The organism is Butyrivibrio hungatei, from assembly GCF_900101605.1.
GTDB lineage: Bacteria > Bacillota > Clostridia > Lachnospirales > Lachnospiraceae > Butyrivibrio > Butyrivibrio hungatei_B.
Genome location: NZ_FMUR01000005.1, coordinates 221,019 through 240,014, shown reverse-complemented (window position 1 = coordinate 240,014; position 18,996 = coordinate 221,019). Strand labels below are relative to the sequence as shown.

18 protein-coding genes and 1 rRNA gene are annotated in these 18,996 nt (G+C 41.2%); all 19 read right to left on the bottom strand.

Going from position 1 to position 18,996, the window contains the following annotated elements:
* Nucleotides 1–171: ribosomal RNA gene (locus BLP87_RS04805) — 16S ribosomal RNA — on the bottom strand; the annotation flags it as partial.
* A gap of 304 nt (nt 172–475) precedes the next feature.
* Nucleotides 476–1,321, bottom strand: coding sequence for a DegV family protein (locus BLP87_RS04800; protein ID WP_074461688.1), 846 nt, complete (start codon nt 1,319–1,321; stop codon nt 476–478).
* Between the two features lie 111 nt (nt 1,322–1,432).
* Nucleotides 1,433–2,368: a hypothetical protein gene (locus BLP87_RS04795; RefSeq protein ID WP_074461687.1), complete on the bottom strand. Its 936-nt coding sequence runs from the start codon at nt 2,366–2,368 to the stop codon at nt 1,433–1,435.
* A 17-nt stretch (nt 2,369–2,385) separates the two neighbouring features.
* Nucleotides 2,386–3,801: a sensor histidine kinase gene (locus BLP87_RS04790; RefSeq protein ID WP_242871812.1), complete on the bottom strand. Its 1,416-nt coding sequence runs from the start codon at nt 3,799–3,801 to the stop codon at nt 2,386–2,388.
* A 133-nt stretch (nt 3,802–3,934) separates the two neighbouring features.
* Nucleotides 3,935–4,612: a response regulator transcription factor gene (locus tag BLP87_RS04785; protein WP_074461685.1), complete on the bottom strand. Its 678-nt coding sequence runs from the start codon at nt 4,610–4,612 to the stop codon at nt 3,935–3,937.
* 18 nt (nt 4,613–4,630) lie between these two features.
* The gene (locus BLP87_RS04780) at nt 4,631–5,239 is read right to left on the bottom strand and encodes a hypothetical protein (protein WP_074461684.1); all 609 of its coding nucleotides are present in this window, start codon (nt 5,237–5,239) and stop codon (nt 4,631–4,633) included.
* A complete protein-coding gene (locus BLP87_RS04775) occupies nt 5,226–7,406 on the bottom strand; it encodes a glycogen debranching protein (RefSeq protein ID WP_083334477.1) in 2,181 nt (726 codons plus the stop codon). The genes BLP87_RS04780 and BLP87_RS04775 overlap by 14 nt, the downstream gene beginning before the upstream one ends.
* 92 nt (nt 7,407–7,498) lie before the next feature.
* Nucleotides 7,499–8,911: an oxaloacetate decarboxylase subunit alpha gene (locus BLP87_RS04770; RefSeq protein WP_074461683.1), complete on the bottom strand. Its 1,413-nt coding sequence runs from the start codon at nt 8,909–8,911 to the stop codon at nt 7,499–7,501.
* A gap of 24 nt (nt 8,912–8,935) precedes the next feature.
* A complete protein-coding gene (locus tag BLP87_RS04765) occupies nt 8,936–10,078 on the bottom strand; it encodes a sodium ion-translocating decarboxylase subunit beta (RefSeq protein WP_026654518.1) in 1,143 nt (380 codons plus the stop codon).
* 44 nt (nt 10,079–10,122) lie between these two features.
* Nucleotides 10,123–10,479 (bottom strand): biotin/lipoyl-containing protein, encoded by a 357-nt coding sequence (locus tag BLP87_RS04760; protein WP_074461682.1) that lies wholly within the window; start codon nt 10,477–10,479, stop codon nt 10,123–10,125.
* 54 nt (nt 10,480–10,533) lie between these two features.
* Entirely contained in the window at nt 10,534–11,385 is an 852-nt protein-coding gene (locus tag BLP87_RS04755; RefSeq protein ID WP_176756603.1) for an OadG family transporter subunit, read from the bottom strand.
* Nucleotides 11,386–11,402: 17 nt separating this feature from the next.
* A complete protein-coding gene (locus BLP87_RS04750; RefSeq protein WP_074461681.1) occupies nt 11,403–12,833 on the bottom strand; it encodes an acyl-CoA carboxylase subunit beta in 1,431 nt (476 codons plus the stop codon).
* A gap of 153 nt (nt 12,834–12,986) precedes the next feature.
* Nucleotides 12,987–13,556, bottom strand: coding sequence for an SMC-Scp complex subunit ScpB (gene scpB, locus BLP87_RS04745; RefSeq protein ID WP_074461680.1), 570 nt, complete (start codon nt 13,554–13,556; stop codon nt 12,987–12,989).
* Between the two features lie 4 nt (nt 13,557–13,560).
* Entirely contained in the window at nt 13,561–14,310 is a 750-nt protein-coding gene (locus BLP87_RS04740) for a segregation and condensation protein A (protein ID WP_074461679.1), read from the bottom strand.
* Nucleotides 14,311–15,180: a metallophosphoesterase gene (locus tag BLP87_RS04735; protein WP_074461678.1), complete on the bottom strand. Its 870-nt coding sequence runs from the start codon at nt 15,178–15,180 to the stop codon at nt 14,311–14,313.
* A gap of 90 nt (nt 15,181–15,270) precedes the next feature.
* Nucleotides 15,271–15,447, bottom strand: coding sequence for a 30S ribosomal protein S21 (gene rpsU / locus BLP87_RS04730; protein ID WP_013280615.1), 177 nt, complete (start codon nt 15,445–15,447; stop codon nt 15,271–15,273).
* Nucleotides 15,448–15,607: 160 nt separating this feature from the next.
* The gene (locus BLP87_RS04725) at nt 15,608–16,384 is read right to left on the bottom strand and encodes a class B sortase (RefSeq protein WP_074461677.1); all 777 of its coding nucleotides are present in this window, start codon (nt 16,382–16,384) and stop codon (nt 15,608–15,610) included.
* A 103-nt stretch (nt 16,385–16,487) separates the two neighbouring features.
* Nucleotides 16,488–18,215: a methyl-accepting chemotaxis protein gene (locus BLP87_RS04720; protein ID WP_074461676.1), complete on the bottom strand. Its 1,728-nt coding sequence runs from the start codon at nt 18,213–18,215 to the stop codon at nt 16,488–16,490.
* Nucleotides 18,216–18,406: 191 nt separating this feature from the next.
* A complete protein-coding gene (locus tag BLP87_RS04715) occupies nt 18,407–18,844 on the bottom strand; it encodes a hypothetical protein (protein WP_143002087.1) in 438 nt (145 codons plus the stop codon).
* Between the last annotated feature and the right edge of the window lie 152 nt (nt 18,845–18,996).

The window sequence follows — 18,996 nt, the reverse complement described above, 5'->3', positions numbered from 1 at the left end:
AGCTGTTATTCCCCAGTATGAGGCAGGTTGCCCACGCGTTACTCACCCGTCCGCCACTAAGAATTTACAAGAATCTGCCGAAGCTTCATCAGCGTAAATTCTCCGTTCGACTTGCATGTGTTAGGCACGCCGCCAGCGTTCATCCTGAGCCAGGATCGAACTCTCACGTTTAAAAGTTTAATCCGGCTAAGAACTTAAGCTTGGCTTTTCGTTCTGTCCGTTAATTTACATTTTTCTGAATTATTCTCTTGGAATCTTTCAGGGTTGCATTACTGTTTATTTGTCAAGGTACAAGGAGCTCTAAACCCGCTCCAGTACTGCGTTTGCAGTGTTTTGTCTGCATCAGCAACGAATATAAATATATCACCCGCTATATTTAATGTCAACACTTTTTTTGAATTTTTTTTCAAAAAAATGCGTAAATCTGCATTTCGTAAATACATCCAACTTAAAAACGTCACTTTTCTTAAGCACTTCAAGGCTCTGAAATAAACAAAACACCCATGGTTCCTGGGCCGCAGTGGGATGACACAACACTTCCGGCTCGCGTCTCGACTATGTCAAGAAAAATCCCTAATTTTTCCAAAAAACTACGTACTTCCTCTACTTTTTCCCTGTCGCAGCCCGAATGAGTGATAAAAACTCTGTCTTTTTTCGCCTTCATAAGCTCATTTTCCATGTCTTTTACATAATTCATAATGCACTTATCGGCACTTCCCCTATACTTCTTGGTAGGCTTCATTGCACCGCCTTCAACAACGATCTTTGGATGAAGCTTAAGTGTATTGCCCAATAGAGCCGCTATACCGGAACATCTTCCTCCTCTGTGCAAGAAAGTAAGTGTCTCAATGATAAAGCTGGCTCTGACTCTGCCTTTTATTTCTTCAATGTACTCCGCGATATCCGAAAGATTTTTTCCCTCATTGACAAGATCTACCGCTTCCATGACCAAAAGCCCTATACCGGTGGAGAGGTTTGCGGAATCAATTATCTTTACCCTGTCTTCGATCTCCAGTTCCTCGGCCGCAAGCCTGCAATTGTTATTACTCGCGGACATCGATGACGATATGGTAAATACAATATACTCATCATCCTTATTTTCGCCAAAAACGCTCATATAATCGGAAACCGAAGGAGCCGCCGTTTTGGGCGTTTCCCCTGTCTTATCGGACCACTTGTATATTTCTTCGGGAGTGATGTCAATTCCATCTTTCTTTTCCTCATTACCAAGCCTGACATATAAAGGGACTATAATTATGCCATACTTATCCGTAATCTCTTTAGAAAGGTCACACGTGCTGTCTGAAACTATTCTGATCATGTCATTCTCCTGTCGTATTTTTTTAGCGTGAAAACAATTTTCTTTATAAGTAAAAAGCGGCACATTTCATTACGAAAAAGTGCCGCCGTAACGCGTTCATAAGTATATTACTTATCTTAAATTGATTCTTTGTTCTTTGCCGTCTTCCGTCATAATAAGCCCGAGAGTTTCAACATTGGACGCGTTCTTTTCATCTATCTGCGTGAGTATGGCAAGACTCTCATGTGCCCTCGAATCTATCGTTCCGACATATGAAGTGAGGTCGTTTGGCAGGAATGTGACTGAAGAATAGCCTATATTCTTGCCATTTAAGATTATCTGGAACAGTAGATCCAATTTGAGCATATTTACCTCTTTTGCGGAATTTGAGGCATTATACAGATCAAACCTTAATACGAGCAGTTTTTTGCCCTTATCCGCGTTAATAACATAGCTCTTGGAGCTCTCGGGATAGGTACTCGAAACAGAATATCCCTGATAGGACAAAAAAATGTCATTAAGTATTTCCTGTGTATCATCGGCAGAAAGAGTGATCGCACCCTTTTCTCCCATATTTGACGATGTACTGCCTGAGCCGGCCTTCGAATCTGTATTTGAAGAATTGTTATCCGAGCCTGTATTTGAAGATGCACTCTTCGAGCTTTCTCCGGTACTTGCATCGGTACTCTCCGAAGAACTGCTCTCATCTCCCGCTTTACCATCACTTGCAAGCGAAGAAGCTTCACTTCCTGAAGATGAAACATCTGCGCTTATCTCATCATCCTTATACTCATTCTGAGAAGGATCGGGCGTCAAATGCGCATTGTCATCCTCAGCTTGGGCAAGTTCCATAGCTTTGGCCTCTCTCTTCTTTTTTTCATAATTTGCATCAACATATGTAAGTCTGGCCTGCTCGTTTCTTGAGTATTTCATCAATAGTCCGACGGCATATTCAACGGTACGGTCATACTCTTCATCCGTAAGCGAAGGGAATTTCTCTCCGCATCCGGTCAGAGCAATTGTCATTCCTATCATAAATGCAGGCAAAAAATACTTATTTAAGCGCATAAAGTCATCCTCTTTTGTCATTTAGTTTCAAGTTCAAAATAGAACTCAACGCCGTTCGCGTAATTGATCACACCGTAGTCCTGCTGCATGCTCTCCATTATTGCTTTAACAATGGAAAGACCCACGCCGCTTCCGCCGTATTCCCTTGTTCTGGCTTTATCAACCTTATAGAACTTATCCCAGATATAATCAATATTCTCCTTAGGGATAGATTCTCCCGTGTTAAATACGGACACTCTGACCTTGCCGTCTTTATGAACAAGCTTTATCTCGATTATATTGTCACCGCTCACATGATTGATCGCATTGCTGTAATAATTCTGGAGAACTTCTTCGACCTTGAACTCATCTCCCCATACAAATATCGGATGATAATCGCCAAACTTTACGGTCACATCCTTCTGTTTAGCCAAAAGTTCTGCGGATCTGATATAGTTCTTCACCATCTCGACTATATCGAAACGCTCCATATTTGCACTCTCATTACCAAATTCAAGCTGATTCAGGGTAAGGAGCTTCTTTACCATGATGTTCATCTTGGATGCCTCATCCATGATAACTTCACAATAAAAGTTCCTGTTTTCCTCATCATCGTTTATGCCTTCCTTGAGTCCCTCGGCATACCCTTGAATAAGCGCTATCGGAGTCTTAAGTTCATGAGATACGTTTGAAAGAAATTCTTTTCGCATCTCATCTATTTCTTCCTTCTTAGCAATATCATGCTTCAGTGCAATATTGGCATTCTTAAGATCTTTGATGGAAGTTTCGAGTGTCTCGGAAAGTTCATTCATATTCTGACCAAGAACATCTATTTCATTTTTATAATCGCTGCTGTTTTCATATTTGGCTTCAAAATTAAGCTTCTTCATCTCATCCGAAATAAGATAAAGCTTCTTGATCGGAGCCGTAACTTTTTTTGATATTATAAGAACGAGCATTGAACCGATACACAGTGTAACAACGCCGACATAAGCCATAAACTTATTGGATATTGCAACGCTGTCTTCGATACTCTCCATTTTAGAACGTATAAAGATAACATTGAAATTTATGCCGTCCGTCTTTTCTGCGGTTCCCCAAATATCAATATATTCACTTCCATTGGCATTATCTATGCTCTTCTGAAGAGTATATTCATTTCCGTCATAAAGACCCCTACTTAGAACAATATGGTCTTCTTCTACAGTTTTTTTGCTAAGTGCCGGATTCATGTATTGAAGCACACAATCAAAAAGAACATTGACCAGCTGATTATTACTTGAAACACTCATAACGCCTTTTTTGTCGCTGTCACATACCACCATATCGATATTGTATCGTTCGCAAATAAGACGCATATCGCGTTCAAATTCATCAGACTCAATATTTCCATCCGCAATAGCACCCACAACCAGTTCGTAGGCTTCAATTATATTCTCTTTTTTCTTTTGCACATAAAACCGCTCCAGAAAAAAAACATTAATGATGAACCACAGCCCGAAAGTCACAAGCATCGTTAGAATAAATACTGCACTGATCTCTGCCCGTACAGAATGTGTCTTCATTATTTTATCACCAATAGAAGTCTCAGTCTGTTTCAAACTTGTAACCCATTCCCCAAATAGTCTTTATCATATCGCCCTTATTTCCGAGCTTTCCGCGAAGTTTCTTAACATGCGTATCAATGGTACGTGCATCACCAAAATAATCATAGTTCCACACATTATTAAGAATCTTCTCTCTGGAAAGAGCAACGCCCTTATTCTCAAAAAAGAAGGATAAAAGTTCAAATTCCTTATAACTAAGCTCAATATCTTTTCCGTCAACCGAAACGCTATGGGCGACTTTGTTTATGGTAATACCGCCCTCTTCCATTACTTCGTTTGTTGTTACGATATTGGCTCTTCGCAAAATAGCCGAAACTCTTGCAGCAAGGATCTTTGGGCTGAAAGGTTTAGAAATATATTCATCAACACCAAGTTCAAATCCAAGCAGTTCATCACGTTCTTCCGATTTTGCCGTAAGCATTATGATGGGAACCTTGGAATTCTTCCTGATTTCCCTGCATACTTCCCATCCGTCTCTGTTAGGCATCATTACATCAAGGATAATAAGAGAAATATCTTTGTCCTCATAAAAAATATCAAGTGCCTGCTGTCCGTCACCGGCCTCGATAACAATATATCCGTCTTTTATCAAAAAGTCTTTGACAAGCTTTCTCATTCTGCTCTCGTCATCAACCACCAAAATCTTTAAATCATCCAATCTGACTTTCCTCCTAACCTAGTCATTATTCGCACCACCATAATACCCCTCAGAGCTGTCAATGCCAAGTTTTTTTTCTTTTTCACGAATCACTTTTTCCCTCTGAGTAAGGTCCTGCTCCCACGAAGAGTAACGGTTTGTCACATTCCTCTTGTAATTTAATATATTATCACTGTCGCTTGTCGATGCGATTATAAACATTGCGATTACTATTATCAGTAAAAAGATATTAAGAATATATGGAAACAATCTCTTGAATTCCGCTTTATTATCCTTAGTTACAGGTCTGATTCTTTGCTGAACCGACAGATTTTCAAAAGCCGAATGTCTTGTAAGACTAACCGGTATCGGAATCGGAATAAGCTCTTCCTCCGAAAAGCCACTCGCATAAAGCCTGTCTCTAAGCCTTGCAAGGTACTCCCACCCTATGGGTGACTTAAATATTTTATTCTCTATAGCTTTTTCATATACTGCCTTTATGTCTTTGGGTCTGCTCGCCTTTACCCGTTCTTCCAACACTTTTATCTTGGATAAGTCCAAAGACGCTTTCTGGGCATCAAGTTCAGACAAAAAGTCATAACCACCCACTATAAAATTTGTATCTGTACGATCATCATTGATTGCCATATTCAACTCCGTATGAAGCTATGAATACGCTGACACTTCTAGCTTTCAAAGTTTTATTTCTCCATGTAAGAGGTTTGGGCCTGTTAAAGTAGAACTTACCGTCCTCGTCACCTCCTGTGTCAACGCAGAGCCCCCAATACGCGCCATTTGGCGGATTTGGAAGCATTATCTGTATATCTTCCCAATAAGCATTTATCGCAAGATATACGATATCATCATGGCCTTTCTTTTCATCAAAGCCCGCAAAGCGCACACATATAACCCTTGAATCCTTTGTGATATTTCCGTTATCCGGATTCTCTGTATGTACAGACACAAAGGGTAAACCGCTTTTGGCGCTCTCAAGGTCTTTTCTGATAGCCGCATGCTTTCTTCTAAATTGGACCATGTATTTGTAAAAAAGATAGAATTCGCGATTCTTTTTAAGGAAATCCCAGTTGAGCCACGAAATCTCATTATCCTGACAATACGCATTGTTATTGCCATACTGCGTATTACCGAATTCATCTCCGGCATAGATCATCGGAGTACCGCGGCTGCACATAAGAACAGTGATGGCGTTTCGCATCATTCTGAATCTCAGTCCAAGAACATCCGGATTGTCGGTATCACCTTCATACCCGCAATTCCAGCTCCTGTTATCATTGGCACCGTCAGTATTGTTCCAGCCGTTATCTTCATTATGCTTGTTATTATATGCATAAAGATCGTAAAGTGTAAATCCGTCATGACAGTTTATAAAATTGACGGAAGACTCATATCCCATGTACGATTCGCCATACATATCCATGGATCCCGTAATTCTCTTAACCGCCTCGGGCGCCGCCCAGATATCACCCTTAAGATACGACCTTATATCATCTCTATACTTGCCGTTCCATTCCGCCCAGCGTTTCCACGAAGGGAAATTTCCCACCTGGTACATTCCACCCGCATCCCACGCTTCCGCAATAAGCTTAACATTTCCCAAAACGGGATCGTAAGCAATTCTCTGAATAAGAGGCGGTCTCTCCATAGGTGCACCATCCTGATCACGCCCCAGGATACTTGCAAGATCGAATCTGAATCCGTCCACCCTGTATTCTTCAACCCAGTACCTTAGGCATGAAACAATATATTCCTGAACCATAGGATGATTGCAGTTCATAGTATTGCCGCATCCGCTAAAATTATAATACTTTCCGTCGGGAGTGAGCAGATAATATATATTGTTATCAAACCCCTTAAATGAGATAAAAGGCCCGTATTCATTGCCCTCAGCCGTATGATTGAATACTACGTCAAGAATGACTTCTATCTTTCTCTTCTTGAGCTCTTTTATCATATGTTTGAGTCCGACACCCTCTTTGTTGTGCTCTGCTTCATATGAATAACTCGTATTCGGGGCAAAAAATGCAGTGGTATTATATCCCCAATAATCAAGAAGTATCCTTCCGTTTGCCACGCGCATATCGCGAGTTTCGTCAAACTCAAATATAGGCATCAGTTCAACGGCAGTAATTCCAAGTGCCTCAAGGTAATCCGCTTTTTCAGTGATTCCCTCAAAGGTTCCCCTGCACTTTACGCCTGATGATTCATCCATAGTAAAGCCCCTTACATGCAACTCATAGATTATTGAATCACACATGGGGGTTCCAAGACTCGTCACATCATCCCATGCAAAATTCTGCCGCACCACTCTCGCCCTGTACGTACCGGATGTAAGGTTTTCGCCCCATATACGCTGCCCTGATACCGCCTTAGCAAAAGGATCCAGCAATAAATTATCTTTGTTAAAAAGAAGCCCTTTATCAGGATCCCATGGTCCGTCCACGCTATAACAATACTCAAGGTTTTCAATGTCCAATCCAAAAACGATCATTGAATAAACCTTTCCTATCTTGTAGCTCTCAGGGAAAGGAATCGTCACAAAAGGCTCCTTATCATTTCTGTGATACAAAAGAAGCGTAATAGATGTCGCACCATTGGAATAAATGGTGAAATTAATACCACCCGGAAGCATAGTTGCCCCATACAAATTTGACAGGCCGGGTCTTATCTTATATCCGTTGACCTCGTCCAGAGGAAGAAACTGACGCTCATACTCATCCTCTTTCAGCTCTACACCCTGCCTCTTTTCGGCATCTATTAACTTTTTGCTTTTTCTATGCCGTCTGTATTCACTCATGCATTAATTTTACCATAATATTCATTAAATAAGCGTTAAAAAGAGCTATCAAACGTAAATATTTACATCTGATAGCTCTAAATTTTTAATAATTAAACAGGATATGCTCCGTTCTTTGTATCTGCGGCAGCCACATCAACCGATGTCTGCTGAGCCATACGATACTTGAAGAAATCTGTTGCAACCTGAGGGAAGAGTGCGTATGAAAGTACGTCTTCATCCTGCTGCTTCCACTGCTTAACATCCTCTTCGAACTTCTTAAGTCCGGGCTCAAGCTTATCTGCAGGTCTGCATGTGATAACTTCTCTGTCTCCGATAATCTTCTTCTGAACTTCGGGATTGAAAGGCTTGATTGTCTTACCGTATTCACCAGCAAGGAGATCCTTGGTCTGGTCTGTAGCAACCTTGTATCTCTCACCCATGAGAACGTTCATAACGGCCTGTGTTCCAACGATCTGTGAAGAAGGTGTAACAAGCGGAGGCTCACCGAAGTCCTTACGAACCTGAGGGATTTCCTCAAGCACTGTATCGTACTTGTCGCTTGCGTTCTGCTCTTTGAGCTGGCTAACCATGTTAGAAAGCATTCCGCCGGGAACCTGATACATAAGAGTCTTGATGTTAACACCAAGAACCTTGGGATCCATAAGTCCGCTTGCAAGGCATTCCTCTCTGTAAGGTCTGAAGTGATCTGCGATCTTAGCAAGAAGCTTCTGATCAAGACCTGTCTCGAAAGGCCGTCCCTTAAATGCTTCTACCATAACTTCAGTAGCAGGCTGTGATGTACCGAGTGCAAAAGGAGAAATTGCACAGTCGATGATATCAACACCGGCCTCAGCTGCCTTCATGTATGTCATGCTGGCAACACCTGAAGTGTAATGTGTATGAAGGTCGATAGGAAGCTTTGTAGCACTCTTAAGAGCTTTAACAAGCTTCTCAGCCTCATAAGGAAGAAGAAGTCCTGCCATATCCTTGATACAGATTGAATCTGCACCCATAGACTCAATATCCTTAGCGATATTCATCCAGTACTCTTCTGTATATGCATCACCAAGTGTGTATGCAAGAGCGATCTGAGCATGTCCGCCCTCTTTCTTACATGCCTTAACTGAAGCCTCAAGGTTTCTAAGGTCGTTAAGACAGTCGAAAATTCTGATTATATCAATACCGTTTGCGATTGACTTCTGAACGAAGTAATCAACAACGTCATCCGGATAATGCTTGTATCCGAGAATGTTCTGTCCACGAAGGAGCATCTGAAGCTTTGTATTCTTAAAGCCTGCTCTTAACTTACGAAGTCTCTCCCAGGGATCTTCCTTAAGGAATCTCATGCAAGCATCGAATGTTGCACCACCCCAGCACTCTACTGCGTTATATCCAACCTGATCCATTGTATCAATGATGGGCAACATAACCTCTGTGGGCATTCTTGTTGCGATAAGTGACTGGTGTGCATCACGCAGAACAGTCTCATTGATACGAATTGGTTTCTTTTCAATATCTGCCATATCTATTTTCACCCTTTCTGTGATTTATACTCCAAATACTGCCATGAATGTACCTGCAACTACCGCTGTACCGATAACACCGGCAACGTTAGGTCCCATTGCATGCATGAGCAGGAAATTGGAGGGATCGTATTCTGCACCAACTTTCTGTGATACACGAGCTGCCATCGGCACGGCTGATACACCGGCTGAACCGATAAGCGGATTGATCTTGCCCTTTGTTATGAAGCACAACAGCTTACCAAGCAGGCAACCTGCTGCAGTTCCAATAGCGAATGCGCAAAGTCCGAGAATAACGATCTTAATTGTTGTCATATTAAGGAAAGCCTCAGCACTTGTTGTTGCACCAACAGAAGTTCCGAGAAGGATAACTACAATGTACATAAGTGCATTTGAAGCTGTCTCCTGGAGCTGACGAACAACGCCTGACTCTCTGAATATGTTTCCAAGCATCAACATTCCGATAAGAGGAGCTGTTGTGGGAAGAATCATACTAACAACTACTGTAACTACTACAGGGAAAAGAATCTTCTCAAGCTTAGTAACTTCTCTAAGCTGCTGCATCTTGATTGTTCTTTCCTTCTGAGTTGTAAGAAGTTTCATGATAGGCGGCTGGATCATGGGAACCAGTGACATATATGAATATGCCGCAACCGCGATAGGTCCTAAAATTGCTGTCTGATGAAGCTTAGAAGCCAGGAAAATTGAAGTAGGGCCGTCTGCTCCACCGATGATTGAAATAGCTGCTGCAGCCTGATCGTTGAAACCAAGTGCAATAGCAATAAAGTAAGCTGCAAAAATACCGAACTGTGCAGCTGCCCCCATAAGGAAGCTTATAGGGTTTGCAATAAGCGGTCCGAAATCCGTCATAGCACCTACACCCATGAAAATAAGAGAAGGAAGAATTGCCCACTCATCAAGGATGTAGAAGTAATGTAACAATCCACCTGCAGACTCGCCAACAGGCTCAGCCATAATAGCAGGATAGATATTTACAAGAAGCATACCAAACGAAATCGGAACCAAAAGTAATGGCTCAAATCCCTTGGCAATTGCTAGATACAGGAAAACCAATGCTACGACAACCATGACATAGTTGCCGACAGACATTGAAGTAAATGCAGTTTGATCCCAGAGATTAGATAATGTCTTAACTATGTAATCCATTTTTTATCCTCATTTCTGTATAAAATAATACTTTCTCTGATTCATCAATTAAGAGTTGCAAGAACTGTTCCTGCCTCTACAGAATCGCCTGCTGCAACATCAATACTTGCAACTGTTCCGTCTGAAGGAGCTACCATAGGGATCTCCATCTTCATAGACTCAAGAGTGATAACTGTATCGCCCTTCTTTACAGCCTGTCCAACACTTGCGTTGATCTTAAGGATCTTTCCGGCAGCACCTGCCTCAACCTTGATTGAACCTGCGCCTGCGCTTGCCTTCTTAACAGGAGCTACAGGAGCCTTAGGTGCGCTTGCAGCAACAGGAGCTGCTCCGCTTCCTGCGCCTTCTTCTACTGTTACATCATATACGTTTCCGTTTACGGTTATTGTATAGTTTTTCATCGTTTCTCCTTTCATCCGACACAGAATAAATTCTCCGTGTACCCGATGTCATTATTAGAATTTTTTCCAATTATTATTAACTTTTCTGATCGATCTTACACGGAATCCATCTGTGCTTCCGCTTCCCTCGTACGCAGCGATCGCAGCGGCGATAACGGCAACGAGCTCTGAATCTCCTGAGAGATCTTCCTGCTCGGCGATCTGGCTTATTGTGTTATCCATTGCCTTTGCTGCAATATCTTTGTCGCTTACTTTTTTCTTCTTCTCTCCGAAAAGAACAGGGAAAAGACAGATGATAAGCGAAATAAGAATAAGGATGGCAAAAGCCATTCCCATGCCGAGAAGTGTATTAAGACCGGCATTTGTAAGTTTCTCTCCAAGTGTCTTGTTTACCGTAACACCTGCATCACGAATACTGAAATCATTGTTGATATAGAGCTGCAAAAGCGCGGAATGTTTTGTTCCCTGAATTGTAGCATCTACAACAAGAACATCATCATCGTTGATGTAGTATTTTACATCGGTAACTTTTATATCATCATTGAGAGTCTCAACACTGTTAAAACCAACTTCTTCAACTGCCTTGTACCAGCTTATATATCCTGACTTAATAGCATTAAAATCATCTTCATTGACTTCCTTGATGGTAAGGTTATTCTCATCAAATTCCATTGCCAAGCCAAGATACTGCTTCTCATCGAAGTTTTCGGGTGTGATATCGTTAAGATACCATCCCTCAAAAACTTTATCCTCGATATATGTTGCATACTGCTCCAATGAATCAGGTTTAAACAGTTCTTTTGGATATCTGTAACTGTCCAAGGAGCCTTCTGCAGCTTCACCGCAAGCACTGAGTCCAAAAAGGCAGCTGAGTATCACTCCCAAAACTAAAATTTTACGTTTCATTTTGAGCGCTCCCTTCATTATACTGTACCGTGCTTCTTTGCAGGACGTTCATCCCTCTTGGTGAAAAGCATCTCAAAAGCACCGATCACATACTTTCTTGTATCGGCAGCTTCGATGATCTCGTCCACATATCCTCTCGCAGCAGCACTCTTAACATTGTTCTGAAGCTGTGCATAATCAGCTGCAGCCTTTGCAACAGTATCTGCATCTTTTCCATCGCAAATGATCTTAGCGGCAAGTTTTGCATCCATTGATCCGATCTGTGCATTAGGCCAGCTGATGGTAATGTCTGCACCGATTGCCTTAGAATTCATGATAACGTATGCACTTCCGAATGCCTTTCCTGTGATAAGGTTAACCTTAGGCACTGTAGCATTTGCAAGAGCATAAACAAGCTTTCCTGCAGCCTTTGCAACATGCTTCTCATCGCACTTGGATGAACCGAATCCTGTTGCATTTGTGATTGTAAGAACAGGAAGATCAAATGCATCACAGAAGTTTACGAACTCTGCTGCCTTCTCACATGCGTGAGCTGTAAGCTTATCATCAAACTTCTCCGAAACCTTTCCGTTCTCGTCATATATAGCTGTACGGTTTCCAACAAGACCAACAGTTGCTCCGTTGAGTCTGATGAAACCGGTAACCATCTCTTTTGCATAGTCTCTCTTTGTCTCAAAGAAAAGACCGTTGTCAGCGATCTGTCCGGCAATAACAGCGGGATCTTCGATTGCTCCGTCAAGATTCTCGCAAGCTCTGTTAAGATCGTCTGAGCACTCCTTGTATGCATCTGCATCCTCGTTGTTTGAAGGAAGAAGAGATACAAGTTCTCTGATTTGTGCATAAACAGTAGCTTCATCGGCAACAACATCTACATTGCCAGCCTCAGAACTCTGCCACTTAGCACTTGAAGTATCACATTTCTCTTTATAGTTGCCCTCAAGAGCGTTGGGTGAATTAACAAAAAGCTTAGCCTTCTCGGACTCCATGAATGTAAAGTCAGTGATTGAAGGAATAAGCGCAAGTCCGCCACCGCATGATCCGAAGATAGCTGTGATCTGAGGAACAACACCCGAAGCCTCCACCTGCTTAAGATAAATCTCTCCAAATGCGTTAAGCGCATCTGTTGCCTCCTGAAGACGAAGTCCTGCTGAATCGATAAGTCCGATTACAGGAGAGCCTGTCTTGATAGCCAGATCGTACAGGCGAACGATCTTCTTGGCATGCATCTCACCTATAGAACCGCCAAGTACTAATGCATCCTGACTGTAAACATACACCAGATTACCGTCTATAACACCATACCCGGTAACAACACCGTCTGAAGGTGTTTCTTCCTGTTTCAGATTGAAATCTGTGTTTCTGGCTGTCACAAGAGCACCAATTTCAACGAAACTGTTTTCGTCGAGCAAAGAGATAATTCTTTGACTCGCTTGTGAAGAACTACTCATTTTTCTTTAACCTCCGTAAATATATTTAAGTTATGTTAATCTTTTGGAAAAAGAACGCAACTTAAGTCAGAGTATAGTATATCAAAAAAGAAAGTCAAAAAAAAGGAAAAAAGCATTTTTTCTGCCTTTTTCCGAAAACATTGTAATATAAAATCAAATATCAAGTTTTACATTTACTTCCTGCTCAGCCTCGGCTTTGAATTCTTCGACCTGAACAGCACCCACCGTAGGCAGCTCCTCAAGCGATTTTACGCCGAAACTTCTAAGGAATTCTTCCGTTGTTCCAAAAAGAAGCGGTCTTCCGGGAGCATCAAGTCTTCCAAGCTCCTGAATAAGTCCGAACTCAACAAGACGGTTTACGGCATGATCGCTGTTTACACCTCTTATCTTCTCAACTTCAAGCCTTGTTATGGGCTGTTTGTAAGCGACTATCGAAAGTGTCTCCATAAGAGAATCTGTAAGAACCGCTTTTCTCGGAGTCTTTGCTATTTTTACAAGGTACTCGTACATTTCTTTTTTAGTACAGAGCTGTACAGCGTTCTCCAGCTCGATAATACCAATCCCGCTGTCTTCGCTTTCATATTTGGTCTTTAGATATTCAATACTCTCTTTGACCTCTTTTGCATTTACATCCATGGCCTTTGCCAAAGCACTGATTTCAACCGAATCTCCCATTGTAAAAAGGATTGCCTCTATAATCGCTGCGCCTTCTTTACTTGTCATGGTATCAACTTGCCTTTCTTGATTTGATAATAATATCTCCGAACGTCTCGTCCTGCTCTATCTCAATTTCTCCAAGCTTCATTTCTTCAAGCATAACAAGAAATGTCACTATTATCTCTGTCTTACTGTGCTGCTTTTCAAGGAGCTGTCTGAAACTGAATCTGTCATGTTCACGTATGTATGCTTTGATATAAAGAGTCTTGGCATCCATATCGATCTCTTCTTTTTCAATATTTCCGAATCTGCTTCTGATCGGATCGACCTTATCTTCCTGTCGCTTAAGAAGTTCCTGGAAAATAGAATTAAGCTTTGAAAGCGTCGCATCTCCTATAAGGTCCGAAAAATCAATGGGGGCCTCATACTCGCTGACTTCCTTAGGGATGTTCCTGCTTCTGAACCACTGCATATCCGCTTCCTGCTGTCTGTCCTTAAGTTCGTCCGCCATAAACTTGTACATCTTGTACTCAAGAAGTTTTTCAACAAGTTCCGCTCTCGGATCCTCTTCCTCTCCATCCTCATTGACTTCCTTGGGAAGAAGCATCTTACACTTGATATCTATGAGCGTCGCAGCCATAACGAGAAATTCACTTGTAACTTCCATATCATCCCTCTGCATGGCATTTATGTAATCCATATACTGCTCAGTTATAGTAACTATCGGGATGTCATAGATATCAATTTTGTTTTTATCTATCAGGTGCATAAGAAGATCGAGAGGACCTTCAAAGACCTGCAGTTTTACCTCAAGTGACATTTATTTTGCCTCATGTATTTTAATAACATCTATCTCACAGGGATTGAACATTCTCACCTGGATCGTATGTGTTCCAAGCCCCCTGCTCAATATCAGATGCTTTTTATCAATCTCATAATGTCCGCCGTCATATTTAGGGAAAAGAGCTATCGCAGGAGAAATAACGCCTCCTATAAACGGAAGTCTTACAATACCTCCGTGAACATGTCCCGACACCGTAAGATCCGCGCCCCATTTTGCATATTCATCAAAATACTGTGGATTGTGCGCAATAAGAATCTGAAACTCTTTCTTTGAGCTGTCTCCCAAAGTTCTCTTTATAAATCCGGGTTCCATCTTCTTTTTTACAATCTTACGATAGTATTCCATATTAAGATCAAGCCCGGTTATTCTGATGTTTCCGTCTTTAATCCCGACAGACTCATTTTCCAAAAAGGTAACTCCCGCTTTCTTAAGTCTGCTCTTATATCTGTCATAGAAATTACCGTAATCGGAAGTCCATATCTTAAGCCTGTATTCATGATTGCCATTTGCATAATAAAGCGGATACTTCTGTGCAAGGCTCTTTGCCAGTTCAAATCCCGGCTCATACTTTATAGGCTTCTTATCCTTGCGGGCTGTAAAAAGATCTCCCGCACAAAGTATGATATCCGGATTGATTGCATCAATCGCGCTCACAAGCTTTTCGTTGTTAGGCCCAAATGAATATCCGTGGAGATCCGAAATAAGTACAAAAGTGTGATCTCCCTTGATCTTATCCGATTCCAATTCATAATTCCGCACAACAAAATTATGCGTGTCATGATAAATTACAACAACGCACAATATTATAAACAAAGTTATTGCTGCAGCACAATAAAAAAATGTCATAAGTAATTACTCTCAAAATTTTTTTCGCCGAAATTCATTATAGCATAAAAAAAATCCCTGGAAAAACCAAGGATTTTTTCACATTTAAATTTAGTTATATTTGCGCTTTCTTGCTGCTTCAGACTTCTTCTTGCGTCTAACGCTAGGCTTTTCGTAGTGTTCTCTCTTACGAATTTCCTGCTGGATTCCAGCCTTCGCACAACTTCTCTTAAAGCGACGCAATGCGCTATCCAAAGTCTCGTTTTCTTTTACTACTACAGTTGACATCTTCTACTCTTACCCTCCCTTCAGTCCCTTCAAGCACATGACTGATTGGGTTATTTATTATGTTTTAAGCCACTAAAGCTCACATAACATGAATATTATAGCACAAAAAAATATGTCGTCAAGCATTAATTCGTAGGTAACATACTTTTCTATCGTATTTTTATCGTACTTCTTTTTGGCTCTCTTTAAACGTATGAATGACAAACCGCTTTTTTCCACCCGTCACGCCGCTACAGGTTGAAAGTGAAAGAATCGAAGGTCTGTTTTCAAAAGTTTTTTCTTTCCCCGATCCCCATTGATTGTTTGAAAGCACGTAGTCTATAAAGCGGTCATATTCATCATTATCATTTACTTCGCTGTAAGCATCGCTTCCCGCTGTTGTTATCTCATACGCAAATGCTTCATATCTGTATACGGTATCTCTTGTATAAATGTACACATACGGATTTTCTTTAAGGATATCAGCTTTTTTTGATGAATAAACTTCTTTCAGCTTACCAAACATAGAGCCGTCCTTCATGTTATGTCCAAAAATCATATCATGCATGCCGCAGAAGTTCTCATCACTAAGCACATCCTCAAAAAGACTTCCCGCATAGCTCTCTTGGCCTTCAAAAGTTTTATTCAAATATTCATCTATCTCTTTTTCTTTTACGACAGGATAACTTATTTCAAGGCACGGCATATATATCCATGCGGTAATATCGGGATTTGTTTTTTCAAGTCCTTCAATGTCAACCGCAAGATCCGGATAGCCGTCATTTTCGGAATCTCCGGCCGAACCATGCGCCTGCAAATCTGCGTATGTGCTTCTTATATTGTCATATTCATTTGTTGCCAGAGTAAGTTCTTTCTTGTCTTTAACAACACTTATTATTCCAAAAACAACAACCGCCAGGCATACAACAGCCGCAGCAATCCTGATTTTATTCTTCATACTGATTCCTTCAAATTCTTTAGCTCAATTTTCAATTCATTATAAAATCGGAATTAGCTTTTATCAACTGTCGAAAAGAAGTGAATAACGCGCCTGCATAATTTTACTTAAAGTAACTTATCGAATCCTCAAGATCCATGGCAAGCCCCTGCAATTTTGCGGCCGCTTCATCAATGATAGAAAATGTGGCATTAAGTTCCTGCATTGATGCGTTTGTCTGCTGAGAAGATGCAGCATTTTCTTCAGATATGGCAGAAAGATCCTGTACAATCTCAACAAGCGCCACTTTTGCACCATTAAGATTATCGATCATTCCGGAGATATTCGCCGTATTGTCAGTTACAACAGCAACGTTCTGAGACATCTCGATCATATCATTCTGCGTAGATGCAATACTCTCGCCCTGAAGAGCTATACTTTCATTCAGTGAATCCATAACCTTTACGGAAGCCTGCGCATCCTCAAGAAGTTTCTCGACTATGGACTTGATTTCATCCGCACTACTCTTGGATTCATCGGCAAGCTGCCTTATCTCATCTGCAACAACCGCAAATCCCTTGCCGGCTTCCCCTGCTCTTGCCGCTTCAATAGAGGCATTAAGCGAAAGCAGATTGGTTTGAGATGCAATTTCATTTATGGCATCAGAAAATTTAGCGATCTCGTTTGCGCTACTGTTTGTTGCGGTAATCGTTGTTCCGATATCCGCAACCGCCTCTGCAACAACAGAATTCTGGGTTACTATTTCAACAAGCGCATTCGTTGCCTTATCGCAGCTTTGCTTCATTCGGCTCGCCGCCTCGTCAAGCGTATTAACCTTCTCCGAGATAAGATCGATGTTTGTTCCGATAGAATCCGTACTTGCCGCAGCATTCTGAACACTCTCAGCCTGTGACACGGCTCCTTTACTAACTTCACCCACGGCATCTGTAACCTGTGAAGATGCTGCCGTTGCCTGTGACGCAGAATCCGCAAGTTCCAATCCTGCCTTATTGAGGTCTTTTGACATACTCTTTGTTTTGGTTATAACTTCATCAAGCTTTCTGTTTAGAAGCGATGTGCTTTCAGCAATCGCACCGATCTCATTTTTATTATCAATTATTCTTTCATCAAATTCACCGTTAAGTGTTCCGTTTGCAACTTCATCAATAAATCTTGCAATACCCTGCATCTGCGAAGACACCTTAAGGGCCATCATCATTCCTGCAACAGCAACAGCCAATATAACAACAATGGTAATTATTATCATAGACATCAATATGGAATTCATATGTGCCATTACATCCGAATTCTCGCGTCCCGAAAAAGCCATAGCTGCTACGCTTCCGTCGGAATTAAATAAAGGAACATAATATCCGTAATAAGGCATACCTTCGATCACAAGCGAATCTGACGAATACTCCTTCTTTCCATTAAGAACAGCCTGTATCACCGCTTCAGATGCTTTGGTTCCGATAAGTCTGTCATTTGTTCCCTTTTTAAGTATTGTTGTTAAAATACGGGTATCACCGAAAAAGATTGTATAATCAACACCGGTTTCAGCGTGAATCTCATCCAAAATACCGCCAAGTTCCTCAGTAATGGAGTCTCCGCCCTTAACGAGGTCTCCATCAATAAGTCCCCAGTCTCCGTTATCATTAAGAGCTGACGCCTCGCTGGCCAAATGCTCAGTCGTAGCTTTGAGTTCCTCAAGAATAAGATTATGATATACCTTCTTGATATTGGCAGATGCCATAATAGTAAGAAGTACCGCCACCACACTTATAGTTATAATAGCGATAATAATGACATTGATAAGAAGTTTTTGTTTGTGTTCACCTTTTCCAGTATTCATGCAGCCTCCTTTAGCAGGTGCAATTTACAAAAAAATCACACAGATCAACCTTTTCCAAAAAAACAGATAACTATACAAATCCCCTGCCATCTGCATCAATTATACCATCAATGTCCATAAATTAAATACAATTTCGTTATTTATGTGACTATTTTATGTTTATTTAATAAATAAAAAAAGATGCATGAATTTTACTCCGCATCTTCTTCATCATCAAACTCAGGATCTGTACTCCTGTTATAGTATACATTTTTTTCATTCTGAATCGCAATGGTTCCAAGAATAGATATCGCTATTAAGAACACAGCCACACCACCGATAAAGCCACCGGCGGTAGATAAAACCCCTTTTTCTCTCTCGCGTTCGATCATAGCCGAATCAGACTCGCTTGTCTGTGTATTACCCGTGTCACCGATAGTGGACGCGTAACCGCTTTCCCCCGAATCATTAAAAAGAGTTCGATAAATTCCTTCTGAAAAAATTTCATCCTGTGCCTGTACCGTAACGCTTAATCCCTCAAACATCATAAAAATCACAACAAATACTGCTATAACTTTCAATCCAATAAGAGAAACGGCAAATTTGCACTTCTCTTCCCACTGCATATATATACTATCTCCTCTGCTCATAACGTCCTGCAAACCCTTCAGTCAACCTCATTTTTTTAAGTCGTAAATAACTAGTAATAAAAACGTCCCCCGTCTTTTAAAAAATCAACTCATAAACTTTACATGACTTAATTTTTATATCACATTTTCCAAAGGATTGTCAATACCCACCA